Here is a 12,245-nt window from a genome sequence, read left to right as displayed (position 1 = left end):
TCAGCGGGGCGTCAACACCGCGAACTCGACGCCGTCCGGATCGGCCAACAGCACCCGGCCGCCGACGTCGCTCAGGTCGATGACCGTCGCGCCGAGCGAGATCAGACGGTCGATCTCCGCCTTTCGGTCGACGTCGGCGGACGGGGCGATGTCGAAGCGCACCCGCTCCCTGCCCCCGTTCGGCATGTACGGCGGACCACCCCAGGAGATCTTCGTGCCACCGTTGGGTGACTGGATCGCGGTCTCCTCGCCCTGGTCCCAGACCAGCGGCCACCCCAGCGCCGCGCTCCAGAAGTAGCCGACCTGCTGTGATCCGTCGCAGGCCAGAGCGCCGACCGGCCCGCAGCCGGCGAGGAAGTTGTTGCCCGGCGGGATCACGTCGAACTCGTTGCCCTCGGGGTCGGCGAGCACCACGTGATCGATGTCCGGGCCCTGGCCGATGTCTGCGTGCCGTCCGCCGAGCTCCAGTGCCCTGGCCACCTTCTGCCGCTGGTCCTCCAGCGAGCTGCTGGTCAGGTCGAAGTGCATCCGGTTCTGGACGACCTTCGGCTGCTCGTACGGGGCGAAGCGGATCCGGAACTCGGTGTCGTTGGTGGGCAGGACCAGTACGCCGTCCTGTGGATCGTCGACCACGTCCCGATCGAGGAGCCCCGACCAGAACCGCGCGAGTCGCAGGGGTTGGTGCGCGTCGAACGTGATCGCGAACAGGTGTGCCGTCATCGCTTCGCCCGTCTCCCGTCCGGCCGGACGCCGCGCCAGCCGATGGTGCGGGAGCCTAGGTGCGAGCCGGGATCATCCGCACCCGAGTTTTCGGCGCGCCGTGGTCAGCGGACGGGATACGCCGCGGCGGTGAAGGCGTGCAGGGCGATCTCGGCCGACTGTTCCAGTTGGTCTCGTCGGGCTCCGGCTGCCGCGTGCACGGCCTGCCCCTCGGTGACGACGCTGAGGAAGCGGGCCAGTGCGGTGGGGTCGACCTCCGGTGGGAGGTCGCCCTCCTCGACGGCACGGGCGAAACGAGCGGCCAGGGCTGTTTCGCCAGTCAGCCGGCTGGCCGCGAGGAAGTCGGCGATCGCCGCGTTGTCGGTGCCGCAGGCGGTGCCGCCCTGAATCGAGAGGCAGCCGGCGGGACGGTCGGGTCGGGTCAGCGCCACCGCGTTCTCCCGCAGCAGCACCGCCGCCACGTCCCGGGCGGTGGGCTGGGCCAGCGCGTCGCGCGCGTACGCCATCTCGACGTCCGCGTACCGGGCCACCACCGTGCGGAACAGGCCCTCCTTGTTGCCGAACGCGGCGTAGAGGCTGGGTTTGTTGATGCCCATGGCCCCGGTGAGCTCGGCCAGCGAGGCGCCCTCGTAGCCGTGTCGCCAGAACACCTCCATCGCCCGATCCAGGGCCTCGTCGGTGTCGAAACCACGCGGTCGTCCGGTCTGGGTCATCTTCCGCACCTCCTCACCGCACCGACTCTACCGCCCGGCGAAACCGATCGGTACAGAAGTTGGGGGAATGGCGGTGGACCCTGCTAGGTTTCGTTTCATACCGAGCGGTACAGAAATCCTGGAGGGAGTCGTCATGGACACGGTGAGGCGTGCGCTCGGCCCGGTCGGGATCTGGAGCGGCCCACCCGATTCCGGCCAACCGGCGCCTTCTCGGCGCACTGGGTCCGAAGATGGTCGATCTGGCCAGCTCGCGGACCTCCGGGTGGCACCCGTTCCTCGTGACGCCCGAGTACTCGGCGGCGCAACGGGCGCGCGTGGGCGAAGCCCCACTCATCGCCGCGCACCTGGCGGTCGTCCTCGACCGTGATCCGAGCCGGGCACGGGCGGCCGCCCGGGACGGCATCGGGATGTTCATCGGTTTCCCCGCCTACCGCGCCAACCTGGCCCGCCTCGGCTTCGGCGAGGACGACCTGGTCCCGGGCGGCAGCGACCGGCTCATCGACGCCCTCGTCGCCCGGGGCGACCTCGACGACGTCGCCGACCGCATCCAGGCCCACCTGGACGCGGGCGCCGACCACGTCACCCTGCACGTCCTGCGGCCCGACGCCGGCGACGGCGCCGACCTGCCGCGGCAGCAGTGGCGGGAGCTCGCCACGCTGCTGTCCCGCTTCTGAAACACCAACCCCAAGGAGTACGACTCATGGCTCAGCTCAATGGCAAGACCGCCCTGGTCACCGGTGGCACCACAGGCATCGGCCTGGCCGCGGCACGCCGCTTCGCGGCCGAGGGCGCGCACGTCTTCGTGACCGGCCGCCGCCAGCAGCAGCTGGACGAGGCCGTCCAGGCCATCGGCCCGAACGCCACGGGGATCCGCAGCGACGTCAGCAGCCTCGACGACCTCGACCGCGTCTTCGCGGCGATCACGGCCCGCGGCAACGGACTGGACGTGCTGTTCGCCAACGCCGGCGGAGGGGAGTTCGCCGCCCTGGGCACCATCACCGAGGAGCACTACTCGGATGCCTTCGACCGCAACGTGCGCGGCACCATGTTCACCGTCCAGAAAGCCCTGCCGGTGCTCAACGACGGCGCGTCGATCATCCTGACCGGCTCGACCGCGGCGACGAAGGGCGGTCCCGCCTTCGGCGTCTACGCCGCCTCCAAGGCCGCCATCCGATCGTTCGGCCGCACCTGGGCCGCCGAGCTGGCCGGTCGCCAGATCCGCGTCAACACCCTGGTCCCGGGCCCGACCGAGACTCCGGGCATCACCGGGCTGGCCGCCAGCCCGCAGGAGGCGCCAGCGCTGCTGCAGATGCTCGCCGCCACGGTGCCGCTGGGCCGGATGGGCCAGCCGGAGGAGATCGCCAACGCCGCGCTGTTCCTGGCCTCCGACCAGAGCAGCTTCATGACCGGCGGCGAGATCTTCGTCGACGGTGGCGCGAACCAGGTCTGACCAGGACAGTGGCTCGACCACGGCGCCGGCCGGCGACGAAACGCCGGCCGGCGCTCATCGGGCCAGCGCGTCGGCGAGGCGGGCGATCCCGTACTCGTACGCCTGGTCGACATCGCCGCCCAGGTTGAAGGCCCCGGCCATCTCCATGCTGACGAATCCGTTCGCCCACGCGGTGAGCGTGCGGGCGGCGTCCAGGGCGTGGTGGTCGCCGGCGAGTGTGGCGGTCACCCGCAGCACGGGTTCGACGGCGCGGGTCAGGGCCTCCATGCTGGGCCCGGCGGGGTCGGGTCGCGCCGCGAAGATCAGTTGGTAGCCCCTCGGCCGGGCGTGCGCGAACGCGCGGAAGGCACGGGCCAGCTCGGCCAGCTCGCGGCGCGGATCGGTGCCGACACCGATCGCCGCGAGCCGTTCGCCGAGGTCGCGGACGGTGGCGTCGGTAATGAGGCGCACCAGGTCGTCACGGTTTCGCACCCGCTTGTACAGCGACGGCGCGCGCACGCCGACCCGGTCGGCGACGGCCTGCATGGTCAGCCCGGCGATGCCCGCCGCCTCCAGGATGTCGCGTCCCGCGTCGACGATGGCGTCGAGGGAGGTCCGATCGGGCGTGGGCATGCCGCTTCCCTCCGGATGGGTGGGTCGGTCCGATGGCTATTGACCATAGCCATGATGGCTATGTATCGTAGCCATCATGCTGACGATAGCAATCCCGACCCGGGTGCGGCGATGAGGCTCGCCCCGCACCTGCGCCGCATCGGCAACGACATCGTGGCCGTCTACCTCGTCGACACCGACGAGGGTGTGACGATCATCGACGCGGGCCTGGCCGGACACTGGCGCGAGCTGCTGGCCGAGCTGTCGGACCTGGGCCGCTCGGTGGACGACATCCGCGGTGTCGTCCTCACCCACGGCGACACCGACCACCTCGGGTTCGCCGAACGGCTCCGGCGCGACCACGGAGTGCCGATCTACGTGCACGAGGCGGACGCCGCCCGCGCGCGGGGCGAGGTCAAGGCCGACGTCTCGTGGGGCACGATGAAGCTCGGCGCGACGGCCGGCTTCTTCTGGTACGCGATGCGCAGGGGTGGACTCCGCACCACCCACCTCACCGAGGTCGTCACCGTGCACGACGGCCAGGTGCTCGACCTGCCCGGCGCGCCCCGCGTCATCGGAGTCCCCGGGCACTCGGCGGGCAGCATCGCCATCCACGTGCCCGTGGCCGACGCGATCTTCGTCGGCGACGCCCTGACCACCCGGCACGTGCTGACCGGCCAGCGGGGCCCGCAACCCGCGCCCTTCACCGACGATCCCCACCAGGCGTTGGCGTCGCTGCGCCACCTCGAAGACGTCCAGGCGACGTGGGTGCTGCCGGGCCACGGCACCCCGTGGTCGGGTGGAGTCGCCGAGGCGATTCACGCGATCAGGGCCGTCGCCGGCGCCTGACCCCGCCCGGCCGACCCGTCAGAGTGGGCCGGGAAACGTCTGTTCCATCGGCATCGGCACCTGCAGGTAGGTGGTGCCGCGCAGGTCCAGCCACGCCCGGTCCGGTCCGCGGACCAGTCGCACCATCACCTCCGCGCAGGAGGGGCAGCGGGCGACCAGGCCCGGGGCGTGCGAGTAGACGTGCAGGCTGGCCATCGAGCCGGTCGTCCCGCAGTTTTCGCATCGGCCCATCGCGCTGCTCAGGTCGACGGTGAACAGCTCACGCATCGGGCCGTCGAGCATGTTGCCGTCCAGGTACGACATCTCGGTCATCGGATCTCCTCGCGGTACGGGAGCGGGCGGGCGGTCAGCCGGTGGGGCCGAAGCGTTCGGTCTTGACCCGCCGCGACGGATGACCCAGCCCCACCAGCAGGTCGGCCACGGTCTCCACGAACGCGGTCGGACCGCACACGTAGGTGAGCGGTTCCAGGTCCGGCGGCCAGCCGTGCGTGTTGACGTCGGCCAGCCCGATCCGGTGCGGCTCGCCGCGCCAGCCCTCGGGCGCCTCGCGGGTGTAGACGTACGCGATGTCCAGGCCGAAGTCGTCGCGGACCCGGCGGCGCAGCTCGTCGGCGTAGATCACGTCGCCGGGTGTGCGCACCGAGTAGATCAGCCGGAACGGCGCCTTGCTGCCGGTCGCCCGCCGGGCCCGGATCATCGCCATCAACGGCACGATGCCCGAACCACCGGCGACCAACTGCACCGGCGCGGTCTCCTCGGGCCGCCAGATGAACCAGCCACCGAGCGGCCCGCGGACCTCCAGCGGGTCGCCGTCGCCAAAGACGTCGATGAGGTACGGGGACACCTCGCCCTCGTGCACGCGCTGGACCGTCACCTCGATGCGCGGGCCACCCGGGCCGTCCACGACGGGCCCGGCAATGGAGTACGACCGTGCCGCCTGGTAACCGTCCGGAGCGGTGAGCCGCAGGTCGACGTGCTGCCCCGGCAGGTGCCCCGGCCAGTCCGGCACCTCCAGCACCAGGGTCTGCGCGGTCGGTGTCTCCACCCGACGCTCCACCAGCCGGCCGACCTGCCACCGGTTGGCCGTCCGGGGTGGCTTGCTCGTGGCCACGGCGCGCTCAGTCACCCTGGTACCGCTGTTCGCGCCACGGGTCGCCGTAGTCGTGGTATCCGGCGGTCTCCCAGAACCCCGGCTCGTCCATCGTCTTGAGACGAATGCCGCGCACCCACTTGGCGGACTTCCAGAAGTACAGGTGCGGCACCAGCATGCGCGCGGGGCCGCCGTGTTCGGCGGGCAGCGGCGCACCCTCGAAGGTGTGCACCAGCCAGGCCCGACCGCCACGCAGGTCGTCCAGCGGCAGGTTTGTGGTGTAGCCGCCGTAGGAGTGCGTGAGCGCGAAGTGGGCCCCGGTGTCGACGCCGTCGAGCAGGGTGTCCAGGGAGACGCCCTGCCACGTGGTGCCGAGCTTGGACCAGCGGGTGACGCAGTGGATGTCCACCGTCGGCGTCTCCTGCGGCAGGGCCATCATCTCCTGCCACGACCACCGGTGCTCGCTGCCGTTCTCGGCGGAGATGACGAACTCCCAGGTGTCCAGGGACACCCGGGGCGTCGGACCGGCCGAGAGCACCGGATAGTCCTCGGTCAGGTACTGGCCCGGTGGCAGGGCCGGCTCCTGCGTTCGGGGCCGACCCTGAAAGCCCGGTGACACGATTCCCATTGCACAGTCGTACCACCCGCGCCGGCCCGGCCGGGAGCTTTCCCGCGTACCTCCTCGTCGCCCCGGCGCGGCGCGGTCAGTGCCGCTCCGCGACGACCTCGCGCTCCTCGGGCACGTCGCCGCCACGGGTGGCGCGCAGGCTGGTCACGGTGACCACCACCAGCACGCCGACGATCACGCCGAGCGAGGCCAGCGTGGGGATCTGCGGCACACTGTCCCAGATGCCGTGCGCCCAGTGCAGACCGAGCTTGAGGCCGATGAACGCCAGGATGACGGCCAGGCCGTAGCTGAGGTGCACCAGCCGGCTCAGCGCCGCGTGCAGGACGAAGTAGAGCGCCCGCAGGCCGAGCAGGGCGAACGCGTTGGTGGCGAAGACCAGGTACGGGTCCTCGGTGATGCCGTAGACCGCCGGCACCGAGTCGACGGCGAAGACGATGTCGGTGGCCAGCACCGCGACCACCACCAGCGCGAACGGGGTGAGCGCTCGCCTCGCGCCCTGCCGGACGGTCATCTTCGTGCCGTGGTAGTCGTCGACCACCGGCATGACCTTGCGCAGCAGTTTCACCGACCGCATCTTGTTGATGTCGACTTCCTGCTGATGCCCTGACATGGCGTCGCGCAGCAGCTTCACCGCCGTGGCGACGAGGATGATCGCGAAGAGCAGGAAGGCGAAGTCGAGGGTCTGCAACGCCGCCGCGCCGAGGGCGATGAAGACGGCCCGCAGCACCAGCGCGCCGGCGATGCCGTAGAGCAGCACCCGCTGGGCGAGCACGGCCGGCACCGCGAACGCGGCCAGCAGCAGCATGAAGACGAAGAGGTTGTCGACCGAGAGGGACTTCTCCACCAGGTAACCGGTCAGGTACTCCACGCCCTGCTGGGAGCCGTAGCGGGACCAGAGCCAGCCGCCGAACGCGAGCGGCAGCGCGATGTAGAACGCCGACCAGCCGATCGCCTCCCGCATCGACACCTCGTGCGGGCGGCGCGTGACCAGGAAATCCAACACCAACAGCAGGAGTACGCCGATGATGGTCACCGCCCACAGCGTGGGCGTGCCCACCGACGACAGGTCGCTGGCGGCGGACAGGTATGACACTTCGCTCATTGGGGTCTCCTCGAACACCGTCATGTTCGAGGTCTCCTTCACCCATCACCTGATGGGCAACCACCCGAGGCGCGCCGGGCGCGCCGTACTGACCGGAATGGTTCGTGGGAAGTACTCCCCTCGCACGACAAGGTTAGGCCAGGCCGAATCCCCGCGCCAAGCGGGACATCGATGGTTGCCCTGGTAAACAGCTGTGTGTGCGGTGGTCAGCCACGGCGCAGTGCCGCCCCCGGTGCCATCGCCGGCTCCACCAGGTCCCGGTAGTCCCTCGGCAGTTGGGTGACGACATCGTCGAACTCACCACCGGTGATCGCCTCCCGCAGGGTGGTGAAGACCGCCCGCGCGGCGTCCCGGGCGGCCGGCTCCCGCACGCCCGCGCGCAACGCCACCCGGGCGACGAACTCGGCCGCCCCGAACCGGTCCGCCTGCTCGGTGCTCGGGCTGGGCTTCAGCACCAGTTGCAACGGCTGCGGCAACTGGGCGGCCAGGTCCAGGACCTCACCGCCGGTCAGCCGCTCGGCGAACGTCTCCAGAACGGCGTGCGTCACCTCGACCGCCTGCTCGGAGGACGTCGCGGTGCGGTGGGAAACCTGGTCGATGAAGGTGTCGTAGTTCATCGCGTACTCCCTCGGGCTCGCGTCGGCGTCTGCGGGTACCCGCGGCGGCGGAGGGGAAACGGCGCCGGGATTCCTCGGCCGGTCGGGCGTGACCGGCCGGCGGGTGGGTAACCGCCGCCGGTCGTGACCACATCGATGCCCCGAGGGAGCCCACGCCATGGCGAGCTACGCCGACGTCCTGCAGTACCTGTCGAGCCTGGACTACCCGGCCGAGAAGGACGACGTGGTCCGCGAGGCCGAACGCGAGGGCGCCCCGCCGGACGTGCTGAAGGCGTTGCGGGCCCTGCCGCCGGTGGACTACGCCAACGGCACCGAGGTCGCCCGGTCGGCCGGCATCGAGGCCGCGCCCGAGGTGGGCCCCGCGCAGCGCGCCGAGCAGGCCCGGGACAAGACGCACAACCGGGTCTCGCAGCATCTGCGCGGCATCTGACCCGGCGGTGGCGGCCACGGCTTCGACACCGGGGCGTCGCCGATGACCCCCACCGGCCCCGCCTCCCGCCCGCCGTCCCGCCCGCCGGACGTGCGCTTCCCGGCCGCGGTGCAGCTCGCCGTGGTGGCGGTGGTGGGCGTCCTCGCCGGCTGCCTCTTCGCGCTGCTGCTGCCCCTACCGCTCGCCGCGCTCGCCGGCTGGGACGTGGGCGCGCTGAGCTGGCTCGCGCTGGTCTGGCACAAACTCTGGCCGATGGACGCCGAGCGGACCGCCCGACTGGCCGTACACGAGGACCCGAACCGGGCGATCCGCGACGCGCTGCTGCTCGTCGCCTGCCTGGCGAGCCTGCTGGCCGTGGGACTGGTGGTGGCCAGCGCCCAGAGCGCGCCACCCGGGCTGGGGCGGGAGGCGCACGGCGGCCTCGGCGTGCTCAGCGTGGTGCTGTCCTGGTTCGTGGTGCACACCGTGTTCGCCGCCCGGTACGCCCGGATCTACTACACCGGCCCGGACGGCGGGGTGAACTTCAACCAGTCCGAGCCGCCGCGCTACTCCGACTTCGCGTACGTCGCGTTCACCATCGGGACGACGTTCCAGATCTCCGACACCAACCTCACCAGCAACGAGATGCGTCGTACGGTGCTCCGGCACTCGATGGTGTCGTACCTGTTCGGTGCCTTCATCATCGCCGTGACCGTGAACCTGTTGGCGGGTCTGGCCAACTGAGCGGGGGCGGGTCGCGTTGGCCCCGGGGACGGCACGGGGCGGCACGGAAGGAAGGGCCGGGACAGGCGGGCGCCCCTGGTCGCGAACCGCGACCCAGGGCGCCACGCAAGCCTGCCCAGGCGGTGAACCACGTCCGAACCGGTCGCGGTCACCAGGCGGTGGATGCCCGCCCGAACCGAGCGGTCACCACTGCCGGGTCCAACCATACGACAGAACATCCTCCGTTTGGTCAGAATTTGGTGAAGTGTGGGCCAGGGCACGTCACCGCCGGCCCGTCACCTCCGCGTACCGGTGCTCCAGGTCGACCCGGGCCAACGCCCCCACCAGCCAGGCGAGCTGCTCCGACTCGCCGCTGGCCAAGCCGGCCAGGTCGTCCGCCGACCTGCCCAGGCCCAGCCGACGGGCCGCGGCCAACGCCCGACGGTCCGCGACCGGGGCCACCTCCCGCCACAGCGCCTGCGTCTCGCGGAGGAACAACTCGACGACCTGACCGTCCACGCCCGGAAGCTCGCCAAGGAGCGCCAACTCCCGGGCCGGGTCGTGCCGCGCCACCGCCCGCAGGCGGCGCAGGTCGCCCCGGTACCGCTCGACCACCGTGCCGGCCAGGTCACCCAACACGTCGGCCAACGCGTCCACGTCGCCGCGCTGACCACTGGCGCGCAGCACCCGGACCCGGTCCTCAATGGGTGAACGGGCCAGCCGGGCCGCGCTGTCCCACCCCTCGTCGCGCAACGCCCGCGCCCCGTCCAACGCCCGACGGAAGTCGCCCCGACGGGCCAGCAGCACCGACAGGTACAACACCTGGAACAGACTCGCGGGGTTGTTTGTCACCCGAAAGCCGTACTGCTCGGCGAAGCCCCGTCCGCTGCCGGCGAGGCGGCGCGCCAGGCGCTTGCGGTCCGCCACGGGCGTGATCAGAGTGCTCGACATCCCGGCGACTACCCGGGTGACCCTCGGTCACACCCGGCCCTCGTCGGGCGGTGTCAGCCGTGCAGGCCGCCGGTGCGGTCGCGGGCCTTCAGGCGGGTGGTCGGCAGGGCCGGGGCCGGCAGTGGTGGCGCCGCATCGTCGGCGACCACGCCGAACCGGCCGTCCCCCGCCATCCAGTCCGCCCGGGCGGCGGCGATCTCCTCGTGCGAGCGGCCGACGAAGTTCCACCACATGACAAGCGGCTCCTCGAACGGCGCACCGCCCAGCAGCAACAACCGCGCCCCGGCCCCGCCGCGAACGATCAGCTCCCGGCGACCCGAACCCAGATAGAGCAGCTCCCCCGGCTCGAACCCCACCTCGGCGGCCTCGGCGGCGCCGGACATCGCCAGCAGGGCGTACTCGAAGTCGGGCCGCAGCTCCAGCGTCGTCGGCGCCTCGCCGCTCAGTTCCACCTGCACGCCGACCAGCGGGGTGTGCACCACCGCGGGCGAGCGCTGCCCGGCGAACTCACCGACCAGCAGCGTCAGCTCCAGATCCCCGGCACGCCAACGCGGCAGGTCGGCGTGGTGCGCGAAGTCGGCAGCTCCGGCCCGCGCCGGGTCCGGCAGCGCCACCCAGAGCTGCACGCCGTGCATCACCGGCGGGTGGACGGCCGGCGACCGCTCGGAGTGCGCGATGCCGTGCCCCGAGGTCATCACGTTCAGTTGACCGGGCCGGATCGGCTGGACGTTGCCGAGGCTGTCGCGGTGCAGGATCTCGCCGTCGAGCAGCCACGTCACCGTCTGCAGGCCGGTGTGCGGGTGCGGCGGCACCTCCATGCCCGGCCGTTGCGCCACATCGTCCGGGCCGAAATGGTCCACGAAACACCAGGCGCCGACCATCCGGCGGACCCGCTGCGGCAACAGCCGCCGCACCGTCGTGTACCGACCCAACGGCACGTCGTGGCCGGGCAACAACACACTGCCGGGATCCACGTCGGCCACGCCAGGTGGCCGGGTCTGCGCCAGCATCGATTCGGTACGCTCCACCGCCCGACTGTACGCGCACGCCCACGAGCCGACCCGGCGCTTCCTCGACCAGTTCCCGCTCGACAGCCAGGTCGAGGTGGATCCGCTCGGCGGAGCGGCCCCGGTCCGGGTGGCCATCACCGGGCCGGGAACGCCGCTGGCCGGCACCCCCGGGGTTGCGGGGTGCCGGCCAGCGGGCGATGTCCTGCGGTAGCGGTGGTGCTGGGGTCAGCTGTTCCAGTACTGGCCGACCAGATCAGCGGCCTGCTGCTCCCACTGGGCGTACGCATCCGGGTACGCCGACACCTGCACGGTCTGCGCGGCCTCGGTCAACGGCATGTCCTGCCACCCGTCAACCTGACGCAGCCCCTTGAGGAACGCGGTCGTGGAGTAGGCGGGGTCGGTGATCTGCTCCGGCGTACCCCAACCCGAGCTGGGGCGCTGCTGGAACAGACCCAGCGAGTCATGGTCGTTGGCGTCGCCGAGGTGACCCAGGTTCTCCAACTTCGACTCCTGCAGACTCGTCGCGATCGAGATCACCGCGGCACGCTCCGGCAGACCCGCCTTCTTCGTCGCGGCGATGATCGCCTTCGCGTTGGCGACCTGCTCATCATTCAGGCCGATACGCGACTGGTCGCCCTGCGTCCCGTGCGGGATTAGCTTGCCCACATCAGGCTTGTCCGCCTGCACCGCGACCGCAACCGGCTTACCGTCCACCGGGGCGGCGGCGTGCGCGGCGATCGGACCGGCGAACACACCACCAGCAAAGGCCAGACCAGCAACAGACAGCACACTCTTACGCACGATCGTCTTCATGGGGGAAGCTCCTTCGGGGGTAGAACACCCCACCAGAAACGGCAGGATGCGAGCACCTCGTCCGGCGCTGAAAAGCAGAGAAAGTCATTGGGGGTCGACGCCCACCGGGCATCGGATCGGCGACCTACGAGCGAGGGCTCATGGCGCCGGGTTCATCGGTAACGACCGGGGGCCGGGGGTCATTCCGGGGGTGGCCCATCCGTCGGCACCCACATGGAGGCGGTCACCGGGTGGTCGTTCGTGGGGACTGTAACGACCGGACCGGGGCCCGCATTCCGACCCCGCTGGGCGGGGCGGCCGACCCCGTTGGCGGGGCGGCGAGCCGGTGGTGCTGCGATCGTCAGGGTATGTAACGACCCCGCCCCGGCCACGATTCCGGCCCACGGATGCGACCGGTCACAGCCCAGGACCGCCTTCGGCCGGACAAATCACCCACATCGGGCGCCGACCACGACCCCGAGCCACCACCACCGGGCACGATCCACTCGGCTTCGCGGACGTCGGGGCATCCCGGACACCCGGACACCCCGATATCAAGAACACCGAGTCGATCAAGCCCGGTCGCCACGCCTGGCCGGC

16 protein-coding genes are annotated in these 12,245 nt (G+C 71.4%); 5 read left to right on the top strand and 11 right to left on the bottom strand.

Annotated features, from left to right (window positions below):
* Together ACPXBU_RS03100 and ACPXBU_RS03095 are read right to left on the bottom strand one after the other, a co-directional pair.
* Nucleotides 1–720, bottom strand: coding sequence for a VOC family protein (locus tag ACPXBU_RS03100; protein WP_393373120.1), 720 nt, complete (start codon nucleotides 718–720; stop codon nucleotides 1–3).
* A gap of 104 nt (nucleotides 721–824) precedes the next feature.
* Complete coding sequence (locus ACPXBU_RS03095) at nucleotides 825–1,433, bottom strand: TetR/AcrR family transcriptional regulator (protein WP_393373118.1); 609 nt, start codon at nucleotides 1,431–1,433, stop codon at nucleotides 825–827.
* 230 nt (nucleotides 1,434–1,663) lie between these two features.
* Between ACPXBU_RS03095 and ACPXBU_RS03090 the strand changes: the two genes are divergently transcribed.
* Together ACPXBU_RS03090 and ACPXBU_RS03085 are read left to right on the top strand one after the other, a co-directional pair.
* The gene (locus ACPXBU_RS03090) at nucleotides 1,664–2,107 is read left to right on the top strand and encodes a hypothetical protein (protein WP_425756227.1); all 444 of its coding nucleotides are present in this window, start codon (nucleotides 1,664–1,666) and stop codon (nucleotides 2,105–2,107) included.
* Between the two features lie 26 nt (nucleotides 2,108–2,133).
* Nucleotides 2,134–2,883 (top strand): SDR family oxidoreductase, encoded by a 750-nt coding sequence (locus ACPXBU_RS03085; protein WP_425756225.1) that lies wholly within the window; start codon nucleotides 2,134–2,136, stop codon nucleotides 2,881–2,883.
* Between the two features lie 54 nt (nucleotides 2,884–2,937).
* Here the strand turns inward: ACPXBU_RS03085 and ACPXBU_RS03080 are convergent, their stop codons facing one another.
* Nucleotides 2,938–3,495 carry a TetR/AcrR family transcriptional regulator gene (locus ACPXBU_RS03080; protein WP_425756223.1) on the bottom strand — a complete coding sequence of 186 codons (558 nt, stop codon included), beginning with the start codon at nucleotides 3,493–3,495 and terminating at the stop codon, nucleotides 2,938–2,940.
* A 111-nt stretch (nucleotides 3,496–3,606) separates the two neighbouring features.
* On the opposite strand from ACPXBU_RS03080, the gene ACPXBU_RS03075 reads away from it, so the two are divergent.
* Nucleotides 3,607–4,323: an MBL fold metallo-hydrolase gene (locus ACPXBU_RS03075; protein ID WP_393373109.1), complete on the top strand. Its 717-nt coding sequence runs from the start codon at nucleotides 3,607–3,609 to the stop codon at nucleotides 4,321–4,323.
* 18 nt (nucleotides 4,324–4,341) lie between these two features.
* Here ACPXBU_RS03075 and ACPXBU_RS03070 read toward each other — a convergent pair whose 3' ends face one another.
* From ACPXBU_RS03070 to ACPXBU_RS03050, 5 genes are all read right to left on the bottom strand, one after another.
* Nucleotides 4,342–4,635 carry a DUF6510 family protein gene (locus tag ACPXBU_RS03070; protein ID WP_425756221.1) on the bottom strand — a complete coding sequence of 98 codons (294 nt, stop codon included), beginning with the start codon at nucleotides 4,633–4,635 and terminating at the stop codon, nucleotides 4,342–4,344.
* A 34-nt stretch (nucleotides 4,636–4,669) separates the two neighbouring features.
* Entirely contained in the window at nucleotides 4,670–5,434 is a 765-nt protein-coding gene (locus ACPXBU_RS03065; protein WP_425756691.1) for a ferredoxin reductase, read from the bottom strand.
* Between the two features lie 7 nt (nucleotides 5,435–5,441).
* Nucleotides 5,442–6,041, bottom strand: a complete 600-nt coding sequence (locus ACPXBU_RS03060; RefSeq protein ID WP_393373104.1) for a sulfite oxidase-like oxidoreductase — start codon at nucleotides 6,039–6,041, stop codon at nucleotides 5,442–5,444.
* A 76-nt stretch (nucleotides 6,042–6,117) separates the two neighbouring features.
* Nucleotides 6,118–7,143, bottom strand: a complete 1,026-nt coding sequence (locus tag ACPXBU_RS03055) for a TerC/Alx family metal homeostasis membrane protein (protein ID WP_393373102.1) — start codon at nucleotides 7,141–7,143, stop codon at nucleotides 6,118–6,120.
* A gap of 206 nt (nucleotides 7,144–7,349) precedes the next feature.
* Nucleotides 7,350–7,760, bottom strand: a complete 411-nt coding sequence (locus ACPXBU_RS03050; RefSeq protein WP_425756218.1) for a DUF2267 domain-containing protein — start codon at nucleotides 7,758–7,760, stop codon at nucleotides 7,350–7,352.
* A gap of 157 nt (nucleotides 7,761–7,917) precedes the next feature.
* Here ACPXBU_RS03050 and ACPXBU_RS03045 point away from each other — a divergent pair, with 157 nt between their 5' ends.
* Entirely contained in the window at nucleotides 7,918–8,190 is a 273-nt protein-coding gene (locus tag ACPXBU_RS03045) for a DUF2795 domain-containing protein (RefSeq protein ID WP_328654669.1), read from the top strand.
* A gap of 42 nt (nucleotides 8,191–8,232) precedes the next feature.
* Nucleotides 8,233–8,913 (top strand): DUF1345 domain-containing protein, encoded by a 681-nt coding sequence (locus ACPXBU_RS03040; RefSeq protein WP_425756215.1) that lies wholly within the window; start codon nucleotides 8,233–8,235, stop codon nucleotides 8,911–8,913.
* A gap of 261 nt (nucleotides 8,914–9,174) precedes the next feature.
* On the opposite strand, the gene ACPXBU_RS03035 is transcribed toward ACPXBU_RS03040, so the two are convergent.
* The 3 genes from ACPXBU_RS03035 to ACPXBU_RS03025 form a co-directional block, all read right to left on the bottom strand.
* On the bottom strand, nucleotides 9,175–9,843 hold the full coding sequence (locus ACPXBU_RS03035) for a hypothetical protein (RefSeq protein WP_425756213.1): 669 nt from the start codon (nucleotides 9,841–9,843) through the stop codon (nucleotides 9,175–9,177).
* Between the two features lie 53 nt (nucleotides 9,844–9,896).
* Nucleotides 9,897–10,871, bottom strand: a complete 975-nt coding sequence (locus ACPXBU_RS03030; protein ID WP_425756211.1) for a pirin family protein — start codon at nucleotides 10,869–10,871, stop codon at nucleotides 9,897–9,899.
* Nucleotides 10,872–11,078: 207 nt separating this feature from the next.
* Complete coding sequence (locus tag ACPXBU_RS03025) at nucleotides 11,079–11,666, bottom strand: hypothetical protein (RefSeq protein ID WP_425756209.1); 588 nt, start codon at nucleotides 11,664–11,666, stop codon at nucleotides 11,079–11,081.
* Nucleotides 11,667–12,245: the final 579 nt, after the last annotated feature.

Source organism: Micromonospora sp. DT231 (genome assembly GCF_049847025.1).
Lineage (GTDB): Bacteria > Actinomycetota > Actinomycetes > Mycobacteriales > Micromonosporaceae > Micromonospora.
The sequence above is the reverse complement of the archived record's forward strand: the minus strand, read 5'-3'. Positions and strand labels throughout refer to the sequence as shown.

Bases quoted from the DNA above. Each gene is read 5' to 3' on its own strand.
- ACPXBU_RS03040 (WP_425756215.1), top strand. From the start codon at position 8,233: ATGACCCCCACCGGCCCCGCCTCCCGCCCGCCGTCCCGCCCGCCGGAC.
- ACPXBU_RS03095 (WP_393373118.1), bottom strand. From the start codon at position 1,433: ATGACCCAGACCGGACGACCGCGTGGTTTCGACACCGACGAGGCCCTG.
- ACPXBU_RS03090 (WP_425756227.1), top strand. From the start codon at position 1,664: ATGGTCGATCTGGCCAGCTCGCGGACCTCCGGGTGGCACCCGTTCCTC.
- ACPXBU_RS03100 (WP_393373120.1), bottom strand. From the start codon at position 720: ATGACGGCACACCTGTTCGCGATCACGTTCGACGCGCACCAACCCCTG.
- ACPXBU_RS03085 (WP_425756225.1), top strand. From the start codon at position 2,134: ATGGCTCAGCTCAATGGCAAGACCGCCCTGGTCACCGGTGGCACCACA.
- ACPXBU_RS03075 (WP_393373109.1), top strand. From the start codon at position 3,607: ATGAGGCTCGCCCCGCACCTGCGCCGCATCGGCAACGACATCGTGGCC.
- ACPXBU_RS03070 (WP_425756221.1), bottom strand. From the start codon at position 4,635: ATGACCGAGATGTCGTACCTGGACGGCAACATGCTCGACGGCCCGATG.
- ACPXBU_RS03080 (WP_425756223.1), bottom strand. From the start codon at position 3,495: ATGCCCACGCCCGATCGGACCTCCCTCGACGCCATCGTCGACGCGGGA.
- ACPXBU_RS03045 (WP_328654669.1), top strand. From the start codon at position 7,918: ATGGCGAGCTACGCCGACGTCCTGCAGTACCTGTCGAGCCTGGACTAC.
- ACPXBU_RS03025 (WP_425756209.1), bottom strand. From the start codon at position 11,666: ATGAAGACGATCGTGCGTAAGAGTGTGCTGTCTGTTGCTGGTCTGGCC.
- ACPXBU_RS03050 (WP_425756218.1), bottom strand. From the start codon at position 7,760: ATGAACTACGACACCTTCATCGACCAGGTTTCCCACCGCACCGCGACG.
- ACPXBU_RS03060 (WP_393373104.1), bottom strand. From the start codon at position 6,041: ATGGGAATCGTGTCACCGGGCTTTCAGGGTCGGCCCCGAACGCAGGAG.
- ACPXBU_RS03035 (WP_425756213.1), bottom strand. From the start codon at position 9,843: ATGTCGAGCACTCTGATCACGCCCGTGGCGGACCGCAAGCGCCTGGCG.
- ACPXBU_RS03055 (WP_393373102.1), bottom strand. From the start codon at position 7,143: ATGAGCGAAGTGTCATACCTGTCCGCCGCCAGCGACCTGTCGTCGGTG.